Annotated in this window: 22 protein-coding genes and 1 tRNA gene; 11 read left to right on the forward strand and 12 right to left on the reverse strand. The window is 72.1% G+C overall.

Annotated elements, in window-relative coordinates:
• From VFL99_RS01615 to VFL99_RS01630, 4 genes are all read right to left on the reverse strand, one after another.
• A partial coding sequence (locus tag VFL99_RS01615) for an MFS transporter (RefSeq protein WP_414713700.1) occupies positions 1-242 on the reverse strand: 242 nt, incomplete at its 3' end.
• Positions 243-332: 90 nt separating this feature from the next.
• Positions 333-1310, reverse strand: coding sequence for a hypothetical protein (locus VFL99_RS01620; RefSeq protein ID WP_325104574.1), 978 nt, complete (start codon positions 1308-1310; stop codon positions 333-335).
• Between the two features lie 238 nt (positions 1311-1548).
• A tRNA-Pro gene (locus VFL99_RS01625) sits at positions 1549-1622 on the reverse strand.
• 173 nt (positions 1623-1795) lie between these two features.
• Entirely contained in the window at positions 1796-2731 is a 936-nt protein-coding gene (locus tag VFL99_RS01630) for a metallophosphoesterase (RefSeq protein ID WP_325104575.1), read from the reverse strand.
• A 53-nt stretch (positions 2732-2784) separates the two neighbouring features.
• Here VFL99_RS01630 and VFL99_RS01635 point away from each other — a divergent pair, with 53 nt between their 5' ends.
• Entirely contained in the window at positions 2785-3246 is a 462-nt protein-coding gene (locus VFL99_RS01635; protein ID WP_325104576.1) for a GatB/YqeY domain-containing protein, read from the forward strand.
• Positions 3247-3256: 10 nt separating this feature from the next.
• Here the strand turns inward: VFL99_RS01635 and VFL99_RS01640 are convergent, their stop codons facing one another.
• Positions 3257-5740: a penicillin-binding protein gene (locus tag VFL99_RS01640; protein ID WP_325104577.1), complete on the reverse strand. Its 2484-nt coding sequence runs from the start codon at positions 5738-5740 to the stop codon at positions 3257-3259.
• Positions 5741-5969: 229 nt separating this feature from the next.
• Between VFL99_RS01640 and VFL99_RS01645 the strand changes: the two genes are divergently transcribed.
• Positions 5970-6302: a WhiB family transcriptional regulator gene (locus tag VFL99_RS01645; protein WP_462283429.1), complete on the forward strand. Its 333-nt coding sequence runs from the start codon at positions 5970-5972 to the stop codon at positions 6300-6302.
• A gap of 42 nt (positions 6303-6344) precedes the next feature.
• Here VFL99_RS01645 and VFL99_RS01650 read toward each other — a convergent pair whose 3' ends face one another.
• From VFL99_RS01650 to VFL99_RS01660, 3 genes are read right to left on the reverse strand one after another with little or no spacing between them, the layout of a single operon-like run.
• On the reverse strand, positions 6345-7541 hold the full coding sequence (locus tag VFL99_RS01650; protein ID WP_325104578.1) for an ArsA family ATPase: 1197 nt from the start codon (positions 7539-7541) through the stop codon (positions 6345-6347).
• Positions 7541-8548, reverse strand: a complete 1008-nt coding sequence (locus VFL99_RS01655; protein ID WP_325104579.1) for an ArsA-related P-loop ATPase — start codon at positions 8546-8548, stop codon at positions 7541-7543. Before VFL99_RS01655 ends, VFL99_RS01650 begins: the two co-directional genes overlap by 1 nt.
• Before the next feature lie 9 nt (positions 8549-8557).
• Positions 8558-9322: an alpha/beta hydrolase gene (locus VFL99_RS01660; protein ID WP_325104580.1), complete on the reverse strand. Its 765-nt coding sequence runs from the start codon at positions 9320-9322 to the stop codon at positions 8558-8560.
• A 191-nt stretch (positions 9323-9513) separates the two neighbouring features.
• Here VFL99_RS01660 and VFL99_RS01665 point away from each other — a divergent pair, with 191 nt between their 5' ends.
• From VFL99_RS01665 to VFL99_RS01690, 6 genes are all read left to right on the forward strand, one after another.
• On the forward strand, positions 9514-10788 hold the full coding sequence (locus tag VFL99_RS01665; protein WP_325104581.1) for an NAD(P)/FAD-dependent oxidoreductase: 1275 nt from the start codon (positions 9514-9516) through the stop codon (positions 10786-10788).
• A gap of 146 nt (positions 10789-10934) precedes the next feature.
• Entirely contained in the window at positions 10935-11090 is a 156-nt protein-coding gene (locus VFL99_RS01670; protein ID WP_325104582.1) for a DUF4177 domain-containing protein, read from the forward strand.
• 16 nt (positions 11091-11106) lie between these two features.
• Complete coding sequence (locus tag VFL99_RS01675; protein WP_325104583.1) at positions 11107-11580, forward strand: RidA family protein; 474 nt, start codon at positions 11107-11109, stop codon at positions 11578-11580.
• 75 nt (positions 11581-11655) lie between these two features.
• Positions 11656-12456: an NUDIX hydrolase gene (locus tag VFL99_RS01680; protein ID WP_325104584.1), complete on the forward strand. Its 801-nt coding sequence runs from the start codon at positions 11656-11658 to the stop codon at positions 12454-12456.
• A 14-nt stretch (positions 12457-12470) separates the two neighbouring features.
• Positions 12471-13274 (forward strand): MBL fold metallo-hydrolase, encoded by an 804-nt coding sequence (locus VFL99_RS01685; RefSeq protein ID WP_325104600.1) that lies wholly within the window; start codon positions 12471-12473, stop codon positions 13272-13274.
• Positions 13275-13316: 42 nt separating this feature from the next.
• Complete coding sequence (locus VFL99_RS01690) at positions 13317-13661, forward strand: PepSY domain-containing protein (protein WP_325104585.1); 345 nt, start codon at positions 13317-13319, stop codon at positions 13659-13661.
• A 61-nt stretch (positions 13662-13722) separates the two neighbouring features.
• Here the strand turns inward: VFL99_RS01690 and VFL99_RS01695 are convergent, their stop codons facing one another.
• Positions 13723-14400 (reverse strand): Crp/Fnr family transcriptional regulator, encoded by a 678-nt coding sequence (locus VFL99_RS01695; RefSeq protein WP_325104586.1) that lies wholly within the window; start codon positions 14398-14400, stop codon positions 13723-13725.
• 138 nt (positions 14401-14538) lie between these two features.
• On the opposite strand from VFL99_RS01695, the gene nth reads away from it, so the two are divergent.
• The 3 genes from nth to VFL99_RS01710 all read left to right on the forward strand — a co-directional run bounded on the left by nth (position 14539) and on the right by VFL99_RS01710 (position 17193).
• Complete coding sequence (nth, locus tag VFL99_RS01700) at positions 14539-15204, forward strand: endonuclease III (protein WP_325104601.1); 666 nt, start codon at positions 14539-14541, stop codon at positions 15202-15204.
• Between the two features lie 10 nt (positions 15205-15214).
• Positions 15215-15898 (forward strand): NUDIX hydrolase, encoded by a 684-nt coding sequence (locus VFL99_RS01705; protein ID WP_325104587.1) that lies wholly within the window; start codon positions 15215-15217, stop codon positions 15896-15898.
• 77 nt (positions 15899-15975) lie between these two features.
• The gene (locus VFL99_RS01710; RefSeq protein ID WP_325104588.1) at positions 15976-17193 is read left to right on the forward strand and encodes a MarP family serine protease; all 1218 of its coding nucleotides are present in this window, start codon (positions 15976-15978) and stop codon (positions 17191-17193) included.
• A gap of 4 nt (positions 17194-17197) precedes the next feature.
• Here VFL99_RS01710 and VFL99_RS01715 read toward each other — a convergent pair whose 3' ends face one another.
• The 3 genes from VFL99_RS01715 to nhaA all read right to left on the reverse strand — a co-directional run bounded on the left by VFL99_RS01715 (position 17198) and on the right by nhaA (position 20006).
• Positions 17198-18112, reverse strand: coding sequence for an alpha/beta fold hydrolase (locus VFL99_RS01715; protein ID WP_325104589.1), 915 nt, complete (start codon positions 18110-18112; stop codon positions 17198-17200).
• Between the two features lie 47 nt (positions 18113-18159).
• Positions 18160-18624, reverse strand: coding sequence for a phage holin family protein (locus VFL99_RS01720; RefSeq protein ID WP_325104590.1), 465 nt, complete (start codon positions 18622-18624; stop codon positions 18160-18162).
• 62 nt (positions 18625-18686) lie between these two features.
• A complete protein-coding gene (gene nhaA, locus VFL99_RS01725) occupies positions 18687-20006 on the reverse strand; it encodes a Na+/H+ antiporter NhaA (RefSeq protein ID WP_414713701.1) in 1320 nt (439 codons plus the stop codon).
• Positions 20007-20104: the final 98 nt, after the last annotated feature.

Here is a 20104-nt window from a genome sequence, read left to right on the forward strand (position 1 = left end):
TAACCGGACAGGATCCACTGGAGGTCGCTCGTGCTGGCATGCAGGCCGGAGCTGATCGACGGCAGCGCGACGTTGACGATCGAGACGTCCATCAGGGTCATGAAGCCGGCGACGAGGCAGACGCTGAGGGCCCGCCACCGGGCCGGGTCCTGACCGTCCGGGACGGCAGCGGTCGGGACGGGCGAGCCCGGGCGACCCTTGGGGCCTTCGTTCACGTGGCTCGATGTGGAGGGACCGGTCATCCGCTCGACGCTACCCACGGATCATGAGCCGAATCTGGGCCCGGGAAGAAGGACCGGCACCGTCACGTCTGAATGGGCCCCCGTGGCCGGTCACCAGCGCAGCGCCAAGAGACCGTCCTGCTCGCCCTCGTCCGGCACGATCGCCGCCAGGTTGTGGCCCGGCACCATGCCAGCCGCCCAGATCTTCTGGTCCAGTTCGACGCGCCCGACCTCGGCGAACGTGGGCGGCGCGAGCAGCCGAAGGCCGCGCCGTGTGCTCAGGACGAGTCGGCCGGCCTCGTCCTCGCCGAGCACTTCGACGGCCTGAGCGGGGGCGCTGCCCCGGTGCCGCACTTCCAGAGTGACCGCGTCGAAGATAATGAGCTCATTGCCGGCGACCTCCCACCCCCCGGGGAAGTCGGCGTCCTCGGCGCCGGACGGCGTGAACACCTGCAGCGGCTGTGGCTCGCCGACCAGCGCGGCGAGGGCGTCGCCGACCAAGCACGAGCCCTTCCCGTGCGGCAGCCGATGCCGGCGAACGACGCGGTGGCGGCTCGTGTCGACATCTCTCGCTATCCCATTGTGGAACGAGACCATCCGCAGCAGGCCGTCCGGGAGGCGGTACGCATGCCTGGCGCTCACGCGCATTCGTTTGATCCGCGAGCCGTCGTGCGCCGAGAGGAGCACGACCGAGTCGCGCAGCCACTGACCGAGGGCCAGGACCTCGGCGTCGTAGCTGACCAGAGTCGACGAGTAGCGGTCGAAACCCTGCCGGATCACCTCCACCACCGTGGGTCGGTCACCGTCGAGCTCCAAGCGGCACAGGCCGTACAGACCGAGGGCCCAAGGGCGCCGGTCCTCGCCACTGTCGGGCACGTACAGGGCGCGCAGTGGCCCTGGCATGCCGGTGGCCCTGGTGACGTCACCAAAGAGCAGATCGACCGTGCACCATGGTGATCGCGATCCGGCGCTGGGCAGGGTCAGCACGACCGACTGTGTGCCGGGCAGGGCCGCAATGGCCGTTCCCATCACCCAGTCGAGACCCTTTTTGACAGGCAGGGGTATCCGTCGGGTCGCGATCCGTATCATTTTTCCCCCGATGGTCGGCGATGAGCGGAAACCTAGCGTCCACGTTGCCGTCAGACGGCGATATGCGGCTTTCCACGCTTACGCGTTCCCGAAGGAAATCGACGGACCGAGGCGACGTTCCGGGTGACCGGATACTCGATCGAGGCAACGCCGAGGTAACCGACAGGTCCCACGGCCGGATGAAGGACGCAGAAGGCCGCCCGGCCCGCTTGCGCAGATCGGACGGCCTTCCTCGATGTCGGGGTGACAGGATTTGAACCTGCGACCTCTTCGTCCCGAACGAAGCGCGCTACCAAGCTGCGCCACACCCCGTGGCTGTGCCGCCCGCATCGGCGGAACCGGCGACAACCGAGGATAGCCGAGCACCCCCGCCAGCACCGAATCGGGTCCGCCGACCGTCCAGCGTGCCGATCGTCGCCCCTGATCATTGTGGCGTTCTGGCTGCTGGGGCGACCATTTCGCCACAATGATCGGGGCAGGAGAAGTCAGCCGCGGGGGACGAGCGTGAGCAGCGAGGCCTCGGGACGGCAGGCGAACCGCACGGGGGCATACGGGGACGTCCCCAACCCGGCGGAGACCTCCATCCAGGCGGCGTCGGCGGGCGCCGCGGAACTCGGCGCGCCGTCTGCCCCGGGCCACCAGCGCGAGACGCCCTTGGCCCGGTCGGTCGGCAGGTCACAGTTGGTCACGAGCGCCCCGTAGAACGGTAGGCACAGCTGCCCGCCGTGCGTGTGCCCGGCGATCACCAACCCCGCGCCGTCGGCCGTCATCGCGTCGAGCACCCGCTGGTATGGCGCGTGCACCACTCCCAGCGTCAGCGCGGCTGACGGGTCGGCCGGCCCGGCGACCTGCGCGTAGCGGTCGAACTGCACGTGCGGGTCGTCCACCCCCACCAGCTCCAGGTCGAGGCCACGCACCACGAGCCGGCCGCGGTGGTTGTCGAGGTCCTGCCAGCCGGCGTCGAGGAAGGCCTTGACCAGGTCATCGGTCGGCAGCCGTCGCGCCCCGGTGGCCGAGCCGCGCTTGTGGCTCCGGTCGACGTAGCGCAGCGGGTTCTTCATGACCGGGCCGAAGTAGTCGTTCGACCCCATGACGAACATGCCCGGCAGCTCCAGGAGCGGCTCGAAGGCGTCGACGACGAAGGGCACCGCCTCCTCGTCGGCGAGGTTGTCGCCCGTGTTCACGACGAAGTCCGGCTCGAGCGCGGCCAGGCCGCGCACCCACTCGATCTTGCGGCGCTGCCGCGGCACGAGGTGCAGGTCGGTCACGTGCAGCACCCGCAGCGGCGGCGCACCCGCGGGCAGCACGGGCAGCGTCCAGCGTCGCAGCGTGAAGGCGTTCCGCTCGATGAGGGAGGCGTAGCCGATCCCCCCGGCGGCAGCCGCGACCGCGCCCAGCGCGAGTGAGGTGAGAGTGCGCATCGCGCTCAGTCTCCCAGACGAGACGGGTGCGCCGCGGTGGGACACTGTCCGCCATGACCGACGCCAGCCTCAAGTCCACCCTCCAGCAGGACCTGCACACCGCGATCCGTGAACGCGACCAGGTCCGTTCGGCCACGCTGCGGATGGCTCTGGCCGCCGTCACCACCGAGGAGGTCGCCGGCAAGCAGGCCCGCACGCTCTCCGACGACGAGGTGCTCAAGGTGCTCACCAAGGAGGCGAAGAAGCGCCGCGAGGCCGCGTCGGCCTACGACGACGCTGGGCGCGGCGAGCTCGCCGAGCGTGAGCGCTCGGAACTCGCCGTGCTCGAGGGTTACCTGCCCGCCCAGCTGTCCGACGAGGAGTTGGAGCAGCTCGTCATCCGGGCGGTCGCCGACAGCGGTGCCAGCGGTATGCCGGACATGGGCAAGGTCATGAAGACCGTCCAGCCGCTCGTGGCCGGCCGGGCAGCGGGCGGCCGGGTCGCGGCCGCCGTGAAGGCGGCCCTCCAGCACTGACTGACGCGGGTCAGCCCTTCTTGGGCGGCTTGGTCTTCGAGGGCTTGGGCGGCTTGGTCTTGGTGTGCTTGGGCTTGGTGGGCGAGGGCGACGACGTCTGCGTCGAGCTCGGGCTCGGCGATGAGGTCTGCGTCGGCGACGGCGTCTGGGTCGGGGTGGGCGTCTGCGTCGGCGTCGGGACGTAGCCCGTGGACGGGTAGATCGTCACCGTGTCACCCGACTTGACGTTGGCCCCGGCGCCGGGGCTGCTCCACGCCACCGTGCCCTGCGGGTAGTTCGAGTACACCTGGCTGCCCACCGACGGCGTGAGCCCACGGTCGCTGATGGCCTTCTTGGCCTCGTCGACGGTCATGCCCGTGACATCCGGCACGGGGATGTTCTCGCCGTACTTGATCTTGGTGCTCGGCTCCTCGAACTGCTGGACCGGCATCCCCTTGGAGGCGTAGCTCATGATGTCGGCCCACAGGGGTGCGGCGATGGTCGAGCCGAAGACCTGCCCCTTGTAGAACTTCCCGCCGAGCGTGATGTCGCGCATGTGCAGGCTGTTGTCGTTCGGCGTGCCGACCCAGACGGCCGAGGCCAGCTGCGGGGTGTAGCCCACGAACCAGGTCTCGTTGCCGTAGTCCGCGGTGCCGGTCTTGCCGGCGGCCGGCCGGTGCCCGGTGAGGTGCACGCCCTTGGCGGTGGCCCCGTCGTCGGTGAGCACGTGCTTGAGGATCGCCGTGGTTCCGGCCGCCACCTGCGGGTCGAGGACCTGCTTGCAGGTGCCCTTCTGGATGCCGAGCTTCTTGCCGTCCGGGCCGGTGACCGAGAGCACCGGCACCGGGTCGCAGCGCTTGCCACCGGAGGCGATGGTCGCGTAGGCGTTGGCCAGCGCCATCGGGGAGACCGGGTTCGCGCCCAGGGCGATCGGCGCGACCAAGTGGTCGATCTTCTGGCCGTTCGACTGGTGCAGGCCCAGCTGGGTCATCGTGTTGCGCACGTTGCACAGCCCGAGCTTGCCGTCCAGGCCGACGAAGGCGGTGTTGACCGACTTCGCCGTCGCGGTGAGCAGTGACATGTTGCCGATCGTCGTGCCCTCGTCGTTGAAGACGGGGTAGGACTGCCCGGCCCCGAGGCCGCACGGGCCCGGGAGGTCGGAGCTGGTGAACGTGGCGGCCTGCGAGGCGCTCGCCGGGCGGGCGTAGACGTTGCTGTGGATCGACATGCCCTGCTTCAGCGCCGTGACGACGGCAAACGTCTTGGCCGTCGACCCGAACTGGAAGCCGCCGGAGCTGCCGTACTGCGCGTCGACGGAGTAGTTGACCGAGGTGTTGCCCGGCTGGTTCTTGTTGGAGAACTTCGTGCCCTGGGCCGCCGCGAGGACGTGTCCGGTGCCCGGCTGGATGACCACGGCGGCCCCGGCGACGTCGTACTTGTTGCCGATCGGCACCTTCTGCGTGATGGACTTGAGGGCGTGCTCCTGCAGCTTGGGGTCCAGTGAGGTCTTGATCGTCAGGCCACCGCGGTTGATCTTGTCGATCCGCTGGGCGACGGTGGCGCCGAGTGCTGGCTGCTGCTCCAGCCACGTCATCACGTAGGTGCAGAAGTAGGGGAACTTCGAGGCCGCGCACGTGCTCTTGCGCTGGGTCACGTGCAGCGTGACGGGCGTCTTCTTGGCCTTCTTCCACTGCTGCTTGTCGATGAAGTGGTGCTGGTACATCTTGTCGAGGACCACGTTGCGCCGCTGCAGCGCCGCCTGCGGGTTGTGGATCGGGTCCGTGACTCCGGGCCGGTTGACGATGCCGGCCAGCATGGCGGCCTGCGGGATGTCGAGCTGGCTGGCGTGGACGCCGAAGTAGTGTCGCGCCGCCGCCTCGACGCCGTAGGCCTGGTCGCCGTAGTAGACGAGGTTGAGGTAGCCCTGCAGGATCTGGTCCTTGCTCATCTTCTTCTCGAGGGCGACGGCGTACTTCAGCTCCTGCAGCTTGCGGGCGTAGCCCGCGACGCCGTGCCGGACCGTGGCCTCCTGGGCAGCCTGCTGGTTGCCGTTGCGCAGCGCGTTCTCCTCCAGCGAGATCTTGACGTACTGCTGGGTCAGCGTCGACGCGCCCTGGGTGCTGCTGTTGACCAGGTTCGACGCCAGCGCCCGCGCCACGCCCTTGGGGTCCAGTCCGCCGTGCTGGAAGAACCGTGCGTCCTCGATCGCCACCTGGGCGTCCTGCATCGCCTGGGAGATCTTCGACAGGGGCACGATGACCCGGTTCTCGTCATACGGCGTGGCGACCACCGTGCCGTCGGCGGCGACGATCTTGGACTGCTGCGACAGCGGGTCGCTCTGGAACTGGCTGGGCAGGGAGTCGAACAGGTGCACGCCCTGCCGTGCGGTCATCCCCATGGCCCCCACCCCGGGGATCAACAGGCCCGCGCCGAGCAGGCCCATGACGACCGCGGTCGCGACGAACGCCCCGAAGAGGCTCAGGACGTTGGCGAACTTGGCGGCAAAACGCTGCATATACACCAGCCTAACCGGCAAGAAGACCTCCTCCCGGCAGCGCCGAGCCGACGCCGGTGGGTCACGGGAGGGCCTGCGGGTGGTGTGTGACTAGTCACACACCCTTGACCGAAACCATCCGAACGGGTCATTCCCCCCAAGGAACGGTAAGTCTACGTTCAAGACTTGGTAAAGAAAGCAAGTTCAAGGGCGAGCTTGCTCGGACCTAAGGGGAGGTTCCGTGACCATCATCGACTCGGGACAGGGGCGTGCGTCGCGGCCGACGGGCGCCAGCGTGGGATGGGTCGAGGACTGGACCGAGTTGGCCAAGTGCCGGCAGGTCGAGCCCGACGCACTGTTCGTCAAGGGTGCTGCCCAGCAGCAGGCCAAGCTCATCTGCCGGGGCTGCCCGGTCATCGCGGAGTGCTTGGCAGATGCCTTGGACCACCAGACGGAATTCGGGGTCTGGGGTGGTATGACTGAGCGGGAACGCCGAGCCCTGCTCAAGCGTCGTCCCGATGTCCGGTCGTGGCGGGAGCTGTTCATCGCCCACCGCGCCCGGCAGCAGGCCAAGTCGGCCTGAGAGCGGCTGGCCGGCGCGTCGACTGGGGAGCTGGCGCGCCGGTCAGTCGCCGCCCGCGAGGGCGGCGCCCATGGAACGCAGGCCAGTCAGGTCGTGGATGTCCTCCGCGGCCGCCGGCACCTGCACCACCGGCACCCCGGGGTGGGCCGAGCTGAAGCGACGGGCCAGCGCCTGATGACGGGCAGCGGCCTGGGCCAGGTCGGCGTGCAACCGCAACAGGGCAGCGGTGACCCCGGTGGTCGCAGAGGTGTCCGACGGTTCCAGCTCCTCCAACGCTTCGGCGGCCGCGAGCGCCCTCCCGGCGCTCAGGCTCGGAACCGCGGGCACCCGGACCCGGTTGAGGACGAGGCCGGCGAGGGGCATCCCGTCCTCGTCGAGCCGGTCGACGAAGTACGCGGCCTCCCGCAGCGCGTCGTGCTCGGGGACGGCGACGACCACGAAGGCTGTGCCGTTCTGCTGCAGCAGCGCATAGGTCTGGTCCGCCCGCTTGCGGAAGCCGCCGAAGACGGTGTCCAGCGCGGCGACGAAGGTCTGCACGTCGCGCAGCAGCTGGCCGCCGAGCACCTTGGTGAGGGTGTTGGTCACCACGTTCACCCCGGCGCTGAACACCTTCAGGTATGCCCGGCCCCCGGCTCGCGCGGGCGCGCTCAGCAACCGCACGAAGCGGCCGTCGAGGAACGACCCGAGCCGCTGCGGGGCGTCGAGGAAGTCCAGCGCCGAGCGCGACGGGGGCGTGTCGACGACGATGAGATCCCACGTCGGGGCCCCGTCGGCGCCGTCCCGGCGCTGGGCGTGCAGCTGCCCGAGCCGCTCCATCGCCATGTACTCCTGCGTGCCCGCGAAGGAGCTCGACACCGCCTGGTAGAAGGGGTTGGCCAGGATCTGCTCGGCCTTGTCCGGGGCGGCGTGCGCCTGCACCACCTCGTCGAAGGTGCGCTTCATGTCGAGCATCATCGCGTCGAGCGAGCCCCCCGCCGGCCCCGGCAGCTCGACCGGGCGCGGGGTGTTGTCCAGCTCCTCCAGCCCGAGCGCCTGCGCGAGGCGCCGGGCGGGGTCGATGGTGAGCACGACGACCCGCCGGCCGGCCTCGGCGCCTCGCAGCGCGATCGCCGCGGCGGTGGTCGTCTTGCCGACCCCACCGGAGCCGCAGCAGACCACGATGTGGGTGGCGGGGTCGGCGATCAGCTCATCGATGTCCAGAGCCGGGGTGGTGGGCGCGGCGGCACGGGTCCGGGGCATCACGCCATCCCCTCCTCGGCGAGCACGCGGGCGAAGAACCGCACCTCGCCGGCCTCGACTCCCTCGGGCAGCAGCGGCAGCTCATAGGTGGGGCGCCCGAGCTGCAGGACCCGGTCCAGCTCCTGCTGTTCCAGCAGCGCCCGGGCGGCGAGGTCGGCGGCCTCCCGGCGGAGACCGCCGACGAGCGTCGGCCCGGTGCGCAGCCCGGCGCTCTTGAGGTCGGTGGCGAGGTCCTCGTCGCTGAGCGACTCGCTCCCGTCCGGCGCGACGGTGGCCAGCGCCGCCTCGGTCTGGTCGTGGTCGCGCACCTGGTTGACGACGATGCCGCCGATCGGCAGCCGCTGCTCGTGCAGCTCGGCGACCGCGTCGATCGTCTCCTGCACCGGCATCTCCTCCGGCACGGTGACCAGGTGCACCGCGCAGCGCGAGGACCGCAGCAGCCGGGTGATCGACTGGGCCTGCTTGTGGATCGGCCCGACCTTGGCCAAGCCGGCGACCTCGGTGCCGACGCCGAGGAACCGCCCGATCCGCCCGGTCGGAGGCGCGTCGAGGACGACCGCGTCGTGCACCGGGCCGCCGTGGCGCGACGTCGGCGCCTGCGCGCGGCGCGCGGCCTCGTAGACCTTGCCGATGAGCAGGACGTCCCGCACGCCGGGGGCGATGGTCGTCGCGAAGTCGACGGCGCCGAACTTCTCCAGGACCCCGCCGGCGCGGCCGAGCTTGTAGAACGACTGCAGGTACTCCATCAGCGCCGCCTTGGCGTCGACGGCCAGCCCCCACAGCTCGCCGCCCTCGGCGGTCCGGGTGATCCGGACCTCGCGGTCCGGCAGGGGATCCACGTCGAGCAGCTGGGCGATGCCCTGCCGGCCCTCGACCTCCACGAGCAGCACCCGCTGGCCGCGCTCGGCGAGGGCCAGGGCGAGCGCCGCGGCGACGGTCGTCTTGCCGGTCCCGCCCTTGCCCGTCACGACGTGCAGCCGGACGTCGGGCCAGTCGCCGGAACTCATGACGCGAGCCTAATCGGCGCCGGTGGGGTGGCTCGCTGCGAGCGAGCGCACGGCCTCCAGCACCTGCTGGAACGCCGGGTGCTCCGGGTCGACCAGCTCGAAGTGGCCAGCTCCCGGTATGCCGGTCAGTGGCACCTGGCGGCCCCGCCGTTCACAGGTGTCGCGGTAGGCCCGGCTCACGCTGATGGGGACGGCCTCGTCGAGCAGGCCGTGGACGAGGCGGACGGGCGCCGGGGGAGGGGCGAGCCGGGCCGGGTCGGCGAGGGCATAGCGCTCGTCGCTGCGCGAGTCCCCGGCCCGGTCGTGCGGGAGCCTGGCCGGCGGCGGACCGCCCATCAGCGCTCGGGCGGCGTCGTCTCCAAGGTGCAGGTCCGCGGTGAGGGTGAGGTCGACGCAGCCGGCCAGGGAGACGGCGCCGACGACCCCGGCGCCCTCGACCTGGTGCAGCAGCCACACCGCGAGGTGGCCCCCGGCCGAGTGGCCGACGAGGACGGTGCGCTCCGGCAGCTCCGGGTCGCGGCGCACCGCCGCCAACGCCGCCCGGATGTCGTCGAAGGTGCCCGGCCAGCCGCCACCGGCCATGCCGACCCGGCGGTACTCCACCACGGCGACGGCGAACCCCGCGCGCGCGAATGCCGCCGCCTGGGCGGCGGCGTGCTGACGGTCCCACGCCGCCTTCCAGAAGCCGCCGTGCACGACCACCACGGTCGTCCCGAGCGGGTCACTGCCTTTCCTCGCGGCTCCTGCGACGTCGCCGCTGGGAGGCAAGCGCACGTCATACACCTGCGCCGGATCGGGACCATAGGAAACGGTGCGGTCCGGCGGCGGGGCGGGGCGGTCCGGAGGCCCGGAAAGGAGGGCTGGGCCGCTGTTTTGTACCACGTCGAAAGGCTAGTGATCCGCTGGTAGCGTCGCGCACAGTGTGCGACAACGGAGTCGCGCCGGGGACAAGGAGCAGCGTGCCGATGTCGTCGAATCCGGTTCGGGCAGAGTCGGGCCAGGGCCCGGCTCACGTCGTCGTGGTGGGGGCCGGCATGGTCGGCTTGTCGACGGCGTGGTTCCTGCAGGAGCGCGGGGTGGAGGTGACCGTCCTCGACCGTTCGGGTGTCGCGGCCGGTTCCTCGTGGGGCAACGCCGGGTGGATCTCGCCGGGGCTGGCGATCCCCTTGGCCGAGCCGTCGGTGCTGCGCTACGGCATGAAGGCGATGTTCGACCCCGACTCCCCGCTGTACGTGCCGCCGACGCCCGACCCGCAGCTGCTCGGCTTCATGCTCGGCTTCGCTCGCCGCTGCACGATGAAGGAGTGGCGCAAGGCGATGGCGGCCTTCGTCCCGGTCAACGAGAAGGCGATCGGCGCCTACGACGCCCTGACCGAGGGCGGGGTGAGCGCGCAGACCCACGAGGCGCCGATCATGGCCGCCTTCCGTCGGGCCGAGGACGCCGCCGCACTGGAGCGTGAGATCGACCTGGTCCGCGAGGCGGGGCTCGAGCTGGCGATCGAGGCGGTCGACAACGCCACGCTGCGGGCCGAGCTGCCCATCGTGTCGCCGTCGGTGGAGAAGGCGATCCGCATCGGCGGGCAGCGCTACCTCAACCCCGGCGAGTTCGCCGACGCGCTCGCGAAGTCCGTGGAGAACCGCGGGGGCCGGATGCTGCTCGGCTACAACGTGCGCGCGCTGCGGCACGGGCCGGGCGGCGTGACCGTGGAGATGGTCTCCGGCGAGCCGGTGCGCGGTGACGCGGTCGTCCTCGCCACGGGTGCCTGGTTGCCCGAGCTCGCTCGCCCGTATGGCGTGCGCGTGCGTCTGGTGGCCGGGCGCGGCTACTCGTTCAGCGCCCGGGTGGAGCAGCCGCCGGTGCCGTGCCCCGTGTACTTCCCGCAGGAGCGGGTCGCGTGCACGCCGATCGCCGACCGGCTGCGGATCGGCGGGACGATGGAGATCGGCGACGCCGACGACGTGCTGCACATCGAGCGGATCGACGCCATGGTCCGCGCCGCCCGACCGCTCCTGACCGGCGTGGACCTGGACGACCGCAAGGACTCCTGGGTCGGCGGCCGGCCGGTCACCGCCGACAACCTGCCGCTCATCGGCCCGACCCACGCGCCCGGCGTGTGGACCGCCGGCGGCCACGGGATGTGGGGCATCACCCAGGGCCCGATCACGGGCCAGCTGCTGGCGGAGTACATGACCACGGGCCGGGCGCCGGCCGAGCTGCGGCCGTTCGACCCGACCCGCTGACCTCCCCCGTCACGCCGATCTCGAGACTTTCCGCGCGATCTCGGGACTTTCCGCCCCGGAAACTCCCTAGATCGGCGGGAATGTCCCTAGATCGGCGGGAATGTCCCGAGATTTGCGGGGTGGGGCCGATCGCTAGAGTGCGCCGTATGACGAAGTGGGAATACGCAACCGTGCCGCTGATCGTGCACGCCACCAAGCAGATCCTCGACCAGTGGGGCGAAGACGGCTGGGAGCTGGTCCAGGTCGTGCCCGGCCCGGACGGCACCAGCCTCGTCGCCTACCTCAAGCGGCCCCGCGACTGACCAAGGAGAGCTGAGCATGAGCACCGTCGAAGACCGCCTGGCCGAGCTCGGCCTGCAGGTTCCCACTGTCGCCAAGCCCGTCGCGGCCTACGTCCCGGCGCTGCGCCAGGGCAACCTGGTCCACACCTCCGGGCAGCTGCCGCTGACCGACGGTGAGCTGCCCGCCACCGGCAAGGTCGGCGAGGGCGAAGGCCTGGTGGCCCCCGAGCAGGCCAAGGAACTGGCGCAGACCTGCGCCCTCAACGCGATCGCTGCCGTCAAGGGCGTCGTGGGCGACCTCGACAAGGTGGCCCAGGTCGTCAAGGTCGTCGGCTTCGTCGCGAGCGACCCGTCCTTCACCGGCCAGCCCGGCGTCATCAACGGCGCCAGCGAACTGCTCGGCAAGGTCTTCGGCGACAAGGGCGCTCACGCCCGGTCGGCCGTCGGCGTCGCGGTGCTGCCGATGAACTCGCCCGTCGAGGTCGAGATCGTCGTGGCCGTCGAGGACTGAGCCATCAGCGCGACGACCCGCGACTTCCCGGTCAGCGGGCTCGGTGACCTCGCCGAGGAGTGGTTCGCCGGCCGCGTGACCGAGGTGGTGACCCCCCGCCGCGCCTCGACGGTGCTGGTGGTGCGGGACAGCCGCCCCTCCACGGAGGCGACGGCGCGCCGGTCACCGGTCGAGGTGTTCATGCTGCGCCGGGTCGCCACGATGGCGTTCGCGCCCCGGATGATGGTCTTCCCGGGCGGTGGCGTGGACGCCCGTGACGCCGACGTCGAGTTGCCGTGGGCCGGCCCGTCGCCGCAGCAGTGGGCGCGTGAGCTGGACACCGACGAGGCCTCCGCGCGGGAGCTGGTCGTCGCCGCGGTGCGTGAGGTCTTCGAGGAGTGCGGCGTCCTGCTCGCCGGCCCGAACGCCGACACGGTCATCAGCGACGTGACCGGCCGGGAGTGGCACGGTGAGCGGGAGGGACTGCTCGCGCGGGAGCAGTCCTTCGCCCAGCTGCTCATCCGGCGCGGCCTGGTGCTGCGCTCGGACCTGTTGCGGCCGCACGCCCACTGGATCACGCCCGAGTTCGAGCCGCGACGCTACGACACCCACTTCTTCGTGGCGCTGCTGCCCGAGGGGCAGGTCGCCGACGACCTGTCCACCGAGGCCGACCACGCGGCGTGGACCGACCCCCGGACGCTGCTGGATCAGCAGGCGGCGGGCGAGGCGCTCATGCTGCCGCCGACGATCGTGGCGGTCGAGCAGGTCGCCGCGGCCTCCTCCGCGGCGGCGTTCCTGGCCCAGCGCCCCCGCGTCGAACCGATCATGCCCGAGCTCGCGCGCACGGACGCGGGGATCATGCTCCGCTGTGCCCTGCCCCCGCAGGACCAGCCGTGAGCCTCTCCTCCGGTATGCCGACCGCCTGGGAGGGCGGTCAGGTCACCGCGCGTGCCACGTGCGTGCTGTGCCCGAACCCGGGCCCGATGACGCTGGACGGCACCAACACGTGGGTGCTGTCCGAGCCCGGTTCGGACCGCTGCGTCGTCGTCGACCCGGGCCCGCTGGACGAGGGCCACCTGGCGCGAGTCCTGCAGGACGTCGAGGGGCGGGGCGCCCGCGTGGAGCTGACCCTCTTGACGCACCATCACTGGGACCACGCGGAGTCGGCGCAGCGCTTCGCCGAGCTCACCGGGGCACCGGTGCGGGCGATCGGCCCGGGGCACGACGACCTCACCGAGGGGGACACGGTGCGGGCCGCCGGGCTCGAGGTCGGCGTCGTCGCGACGCCCGGCCACACGGGGGACTCGGTGTCCTTCCTGCTCCCCGCCGACGGCGTCCTGCTCACCGGGGACACCGTCCTGGGGCGGGGCACCACGGTGGTGGCGTGGCCGGATGGCGAGCTCTCGGCATACCTCGACTCACTGGAGCGGATCGCCCGGCTCACCGATCCGGCGCGGGACGGGGGAGCGACCGCGATCCTGCCCGGGCACGGGCCGACCGTGCCGGACGCCGCCGGCACGGTGCGCTACTACCTCGAGCACCGCAAGGAGCGGCTGGAGCAGGTGCGGGCCGCGCTCGCCGACGGGGCAGCGGGGGCCGACGACGTGGCCGACGCGGTGGTCGAGCGGGTCTACGCCGACGTGCCGCGTGAGGTCTGGCCGGCCGCCCGGCTCAGCGTGCTCGCGCAGCTCGACTACCTGCGGGAGCGTGGCTGACCGCCGGTTGCGAACGTGCCCGCCCGGGAGCACGGTGGGGCCATGGCGAGCGGCGAGGAGGCGACGGTGACAGGTCGGCGAATGGTGGTCACGCTCGTGCTCGGGGCGGTGGCGTCCACGGCGCTGCTGTCGGGGTGCGCGCAGGAGTACAAGACGACAGGGCCCTACACTCCCACCGCGACAGCGATCTCCCCCGGCTGGATCAGCGGCAAGAAGGCGGTGTCCATCGCGATCGAGCGGTTCGGGGGGACCTACGAGAGCGTCACCGACTGGACCAAGGACGGACAGCCGGTGTGGCAGGTCGCCATCACCGGCACCGACCGGGGCGACCTCATCGTCATCGTGGACCAGCACAACGGGAAGATCCTCGACAGTTCACCGCTGTGACCCGCTGACGGAGCGCCGGGCGCCGTCTCAGCTCAAGGCCGGACGGGGCGGCCCCGAGACGTCAGCGCGCGCGGCGCTGCAGGCGCTCGACGTCGTGCAGCAGCACGGCGCGCGCCTCCAGCTTGAGCCACCCGCGCGAGGCGAAGTCGGCGAGCGCCTTGTTGACCGTCTCGCGGGAGGCACCCACGAGCTGGGCGAGTTCCTCCTGGGTGAGGTCGTGCGGCACCAGCACCCCGCCGTCGACCGGTCGGCCGAACCGGTCCGAGAGGTCCAGCAGCGCCTTGGCCACGCGGCCGGGGACGTCGGTGAAGACCAGGTCCGAGAGCGTGTCGTTGGTGCGGCGCAGCCGCTTGGCGAGCGCCGCCAGCATGGTGGCGGCCACCTCGGGGCGGCCGCGCAGGAAGGTCTGCAGGTCCTCGTTGCCAAGAGCCACCATCTCGGTCTCGGCGATGGCGGTGGCCGTGGTGCTGCGCGGGCCCGGGTCGAAGAGGCTGAGCTCGCCGAACATCTCGCCCGGGCCGAGGATCGCCACGAGGTTCTCGCGGCCGTCGTTGGAGCGGCGTCCGAGCTTGATCTTGCCCTCGCCGATCACGTAGAGGCGGTCCCCCCGGTCGCCCTCGTGGAAGAGCACGTCGCCGCGCTCCATGCGGGTGCTGGTCATGGACTTGAGCAGGTCAGCAACGGCCTCGTCGTCCAGTGCGGCGAACAGGGGCGCTCTTCTCAGCACGTCGTTGTCCACGGCCGACAGTGTGCCATGTCGAGGCGAGGGGCGGTCGGGGGCGACGTCTAACCTTGGACCGTGCCAGTGACTCCTTCCGCGCCGTCCGCCCCGACCGACGGCGAGAGCCCGGTCGCGCTCACCCGCCGTGCGCGGAAGATGTACCGCGTGCTGCACGAGCGGCACCCCGACGCCCACTGCGAGCTCGACTTCACCACGCCGCTGGAGCTGCTCGTGGCCACCGTGCTGTCGGCCCAGACGACGGACGTGCGGGTCAACATGGTGACGCCGATCCTGTTCGCCAAGTACCGCACCGCCGCCGACTATGCCGGCGCCGACCGGGCCGAGCTCGAGGGGATCATCCAGTCGACCGGGTTCTACCGTGCCAAGACCAACAGCCTGATCAAGCTCGGCATGGCGCTGCAGGAGCGCTTCGACGGTGAGGTCCCCCGCAAGCTCGCGGACCTGGTCACCCTGCCGGGGGTCGGCCGCAAGACCGGCAACGTCGTGCTGGGCAACGCCTACGGGATCCCCGGCATCACGGTCGACACCCACTTCGGCCGGCTGGCCCGTCGCTTCGGCTGGACCGCTGAGGAGGACCCGGTCAAGGTGGAGCAGGAGGTCGGGGCCCTCTTTCCCAAGAAGGACTGGACGATGCTGTCCCACGTCCTGATCTTCCACGGCCGACGGGTCTGCCACTCACGCAAGCCGGCCTGCGGGGCCTGCCCGGTCGCCCGCTGGTGCCCCTCCTACGGCATCGGCGAGACCGATCCCGTGAAGGCCGCCAAGCTGGTCAAGGGTGGGCCGGCGTCGGACGCGCCGTGAACGGCGCCCGATGAGCCGCGAGGGTGACAGGAGCGGCGCGGCCGCTCCGCCCGAGTGGATGCACCGCCTGCAGGAATCGGTCAGCGACGTCCCGCCGAGCTGGTTCAGCCGGTTCCTGCCACCGCAGGAGGGCGGCCGCCAGTCGGCGGTGCTCATGCTGTTCGGCCCCGCCGCGGACGGGGGTCAGGACGTCGTGCTCACCGAGCGCTCGGCCGACCTGCGCTCGCACGCCGGTCAGGTCGCCTTCCCCGGCGGCTCCCTCGACCCCGGTGACGCCGGGCCGGTCTCCGCGGCGCTGCGGGAGGCCCGCGAGGAGGTCGGGCTCAGCGAGGAGGGCGTCGAGATCGTCACCGAGCTGCCCGCCCTCTACCTGCCGCCGAGCAACTTCGTGGTCACGCCGGTGATCGCCTGGTGGAGCCAGCCGCACCCGCTGGGCGTGGTCGACGCCCGGGAGGTGGCGCGCGTGGTGCGGGCCTCCCTCGACCAGCTCACCGACCCCGAGCACCGGTTCACCGTGACGCACCCGAGCGGCTACGTCGGCCCGGCCTTCGACGTCGAGGGCCTGCTGGTGTGGGGGTTCACGGCCGGCCTCCTCGCCAAGACGCTGGAGCTGGCCGGGCTCGAACGGCCGTGGGACCACTCACGTCGTCGCCCTCTCCCGGCGCGCTTCCTGTCCGGTTCCGGGCGGCGATGACACCCTTGCCGTGGTGAGGACGTTGCCATGGTGAACACGGGCGCGACCGGGCGCGCGGCCAGTGAGGGAGGGTGGCGATGAGCGGGGCCAACGTCCTCGACATCATCCTGGTCCTCGCGCTGATCGGGTATGCCGTCTCCGGTTACCGGACCGGCCTGGTCGCCGGCGCCCTATCGCTCGCCGGCTTCCTCGGCGGCGGTTTCCTTGCGCTGTGGTTGCTGCCCGGGCTGTTCCGGCAGTGGTCCTTCACCAGCGGGCACGACGTGCTGCAGGCCATCGCGCTGGTCGTCGGCACGTTCGTCGTGGCGGCCTTCGGCCAGGGGGTCGGGCTGGCGATCGGCAGCCGGCTGCGCTCCCTCGTGCGCTCCCGGCCGGCTCGCACGCTGGACTCCGTGCTCGGGCTGGCGGCCTCGGTCGTCGTGGTCGCGGCGCTGGTGTGGTTCGTGGCCGGGGCGGCCCGGGGCGCGTTGCCCACACCGGCGGCCCGTGCCATCTCCGGGTCCCGGGTGCTGCAGACCATCGACCGGGTGATGCCCCCCGAGGCGGGGCGCCTCTTCGCCGGCGTGCAGGAGGTGCTCGACCGGCACGGCTTCCCGCGGGTCTTCACCGGGGTGCGCGCCGAGCCGATCCGGCCCGTGGCCCCGCCCGACCCGGGTGTGGTGCAGGGCCGCGGCATCGCCGCCGCCGCGAGCTCCATCGTCAAGGTGACCGGGGTCGCCAGCGCCTGTGACCGCGGCCAGGAGGGCAGCGGCTGGGTCGCGGCGCACGACCGGGTCGTGACCAACGCCCACGTCGTCGCCGGCGTGCCGCACCCGATGGTCCGGGTCGGCGGGGTGGGGCAGAGCTACCCGGCGACGGTGGTGCTCTTCGACCCCGAGCGCGACATCGCGGTCCTCGCCGTGCCGGGGCTGCCGGCCCGGCCGCTGCCCACGGGTGGCGGGCTCACGCACGGGGACAGCGCCGTGGTCGCCGGCTTCCCCCTCAACGGGCCCTACGAGCTCGACGCGGCCCGCGTGCGCGCTACCATCGACGCGCGGGGGGCCGACATCTACGGCAACCCCGGCGTCGAGCGCCAGGTCTACTCGCTCAACGCACGCGTCCAGCCGGGCAACTCCGGCGGGCCGCTGCTCTCGCCGAGCGGCCAGGTCGTCGGCACCGTCTTCGCCAAGTCGCTCGACGACCCGCACACCGGCTACGCGCTGACCCTGGCCGAGACCCGCCCGGTCCTGGTGAAGGCCGCGGCCGCCACCCAGCCGGTCTCCACCGGCTCGTGCACCGAGCTCGCCGGCCACTGACCGATCAGGGAAGCCGGTCGAGCCAGGGCAGCAGCAGCCCGTTCACCGCGTCGGGCGCCTCCTCGTGCACGAAGTGACCGACGCCGTCGAGCACGTGCTCCTCGAACGGCCCGCTGACGAACCGGTCCGAGCCCCCACCGGAGCCGCGGGCCACGGCCCGGTCGACCCCGCCGCGCACGTGCAGGACCGGCACGCCGATCGTCCGGGCCAGCCGGTTGCGGAAGCGCCGGCCGTCCGAGCGCCACTGGCTGCGCACGACCCACCGGTAGTACTCCGCCGCGGAGTGGGCGACGAAGGGCAGGGCCATCGCGTCGGCATACCGCTGCACCACGTCACCGGGGGGCCAGCCCGACCCGGGTGCCGACCAGCCGCGCAGGAGGCGCGCGACATACCGGCTGTCGCGGGTCATCTGCCGCTCGGGCACGGAGGGGCGCTGCAGCCCGGCGAGGCGGGTGTGGCTGCGCAGCTGGCGCGGGTGCAGGACCGCGCCTGCGCGGCGCAGCGCCAACGGGTGCGGCATGGCCAACGTGGCAATGGCGCGGGTGACGTCGGGCTGCATCGACGGCATCGACCAAGCGATCCAGGCGCCCATGCCGTGTCCGACGACGACGGCCGAGGACGCGCCGAGCGACCGGACGACGCTCGCGGCGTCGGCGGCCAGGGTGAAGGTGTCGTAGCCGCGGGGCGGCTTGTCGGAGGCCCCGAACCCGCGCAGGTCCATGGCCGCCGCCCGGTAGCCCGCGTCGGCGAGCGCGGGGAGCTGGTCGCGCCACGCCCACCAGAACTGCGGGAAGCCGTGCAGGAGGAGCACGAGCGGACCCTCGCCGAGTTCGGCGACGTGGAAGCGGGCCCCGTTGGCCGACACCAGCCGGTGCTGCCAGGGGCCGTCGACCAGCACGCTGGCGACGTCAGCCGGCACGGGGCGGGACAGGTGGTCGGGCTGCGGAGGGGGAGGCGAGGAGGGCGTCAGGCGGTGGTCTCGGCCTGGCTCCCGGCGCCGGCGCCCTGCTTGACGGCGGCCACGGTCTCCTGGGCGTTGCGGATGGTGCGCTCCGGCTTGCCCTTGATCTTGGTCAGCGCCGACTTGGCGACGAGGCCGAGGACGCCGGCGATGAGGAGCAGGAAGCCGCCCATGACGAGGAAGCTGACCCACAGCGGCAGCACGATGTTCAGCAGGTAGACGCAGCCGAAGAACAGCAGGACCAGGGCGTAGAGCGAGAGCAACCCGGCGACCGCGAGCGCGGCCCCACCGATCCCCGCCTTGATGGCGTCGGCCTTGATCTCGCTCTTCGCCAGGGCGATCTCGTCGCGGACGATCGACTTCATCTCGGTGGTGGCGTCCGAGATGAGCTTGCCGATGGTCGGCTCGGGGTTCAGCTCGGCGCGCGCCGCCTCGGTGTCGATGCTGGTCACGCCCACGTTCGTCGCCATCGCTGTCGTCCCTCCAGTCGTCGGTGCGGATGACTGCTGCTCCACTCAACCCTAGCGGGCGGTCACTGGTCCGGCCCCTCGGCGGCTCCTCGGAAGCAGTCGGGCACGCCGTCGTGGTCGTCGTCCCGTGCCTCCTCGAGCGCGATGCGGCGGTAGGCGCGGTTCCGCCGGCGCAGCACCACGGCGGCCAGCAGGGCGGCGACCAGGGAGCCGGTGAGGACGGCGATCTTGATGTGGCTGTCCCGCGCGGATCCGGCCCCGAAGGCCAGCTCCCCGACGAGCAGGGAGACGGTGAAGCCGATGCCAGCGAGCAGCGACAGGCCCAGCACGTCGCTCCACGCGAGGTCCTCGTCCAGTTCGGCGCGGGTGAACCGGGCCGTCACCCACGTGCCGCCGAAGACGCCGACGGCCTTGCCGGCCACCAGGGCGAGCACGACCGCGAGTCCGACCGGGTCGGCGAAGGCGGCGCCGAAGCCGCCGCCGACCACGGTCACACCCGCAGCCATGAACGCGAACAGCGGCACCGCGACGCCGGCGGACACCGGGTGCAGCAGGTGGTCCAGCCGCTCGGCGAGGGTCGGCCGATCGGCCGGGTCGCGGGGGCCGCGGCGCACGGGCACGAGCAGCCCGAGCACCACTCCGGCGACGGTGGCGTGCACCCCGGAGGCGTGGACCAGCGCCCAGGCGATGAGGGCGAGCGGCACCAGCAACCACCAGCGGCCGACCCGACGCTGGACCAAGAGCCCGAAGAGCGCGACCGGCACCAGGGACAGCAGCAGGGCCGCGACGGAGAGGTGGTCGGTGTAGAAGGCCGCGATGATCGTGATCGCGATGAGGTCGTCGACGACCGCGAGCGTCAGCAGGAAGGAGCGCAGCGCCGAGGGCAGGTGCGTGCCCAGGACGGCGAGCACGGCGAGGGCGAAGGCGATGTCGGTCGCGGTCGGCACCGCCCACCCGCGCAGCGCCTCGCCGGTGCCACCGAGGGCGCTGCTCACGACGACGAAGACGACGGCGGGCAGGGCCACCCCCGAGACCGCGGCCACGACCGGGAGGGTGGCCTTGGCGGGATGGGAGAGGTCGCCGAGCACGAGTTCGTGCTTGAGCTCCAGGCCCGCGACGAAGAAGAAGAGGGCGAGCAGGCCGTCCGCCGCCCAGGTGGCCAGGGACAGGTGCAGCTGCAGCGTGCTCGGCCCGAGGGTGACGTCGCGCAGCGCGAAGTAGCTGTGCGCCCACGGGGTGTTCGCCCAGACCAGCGCGAGGAGGGCGAACCCCAGCAGCAGGCCACCGCCGACCGTCTCGGTGCGCAGGGCGGCGGTGACGTGCTGGACCTCGGGCCAGCTCGAGCGACGGAAGAGGCGAGGGCGGGACGGCAGCACACTCACGGGCGCATCCTCACGGGTCGGCGACGTGGACTGCCGACCAGACTTCCCGGCGCACCGCGGCCCATCCTACCGGTGCAGCACTGCGCCCCGGCCGGTCC

The organism is Segeticoccus sp. (assembly GCF_035708005.1).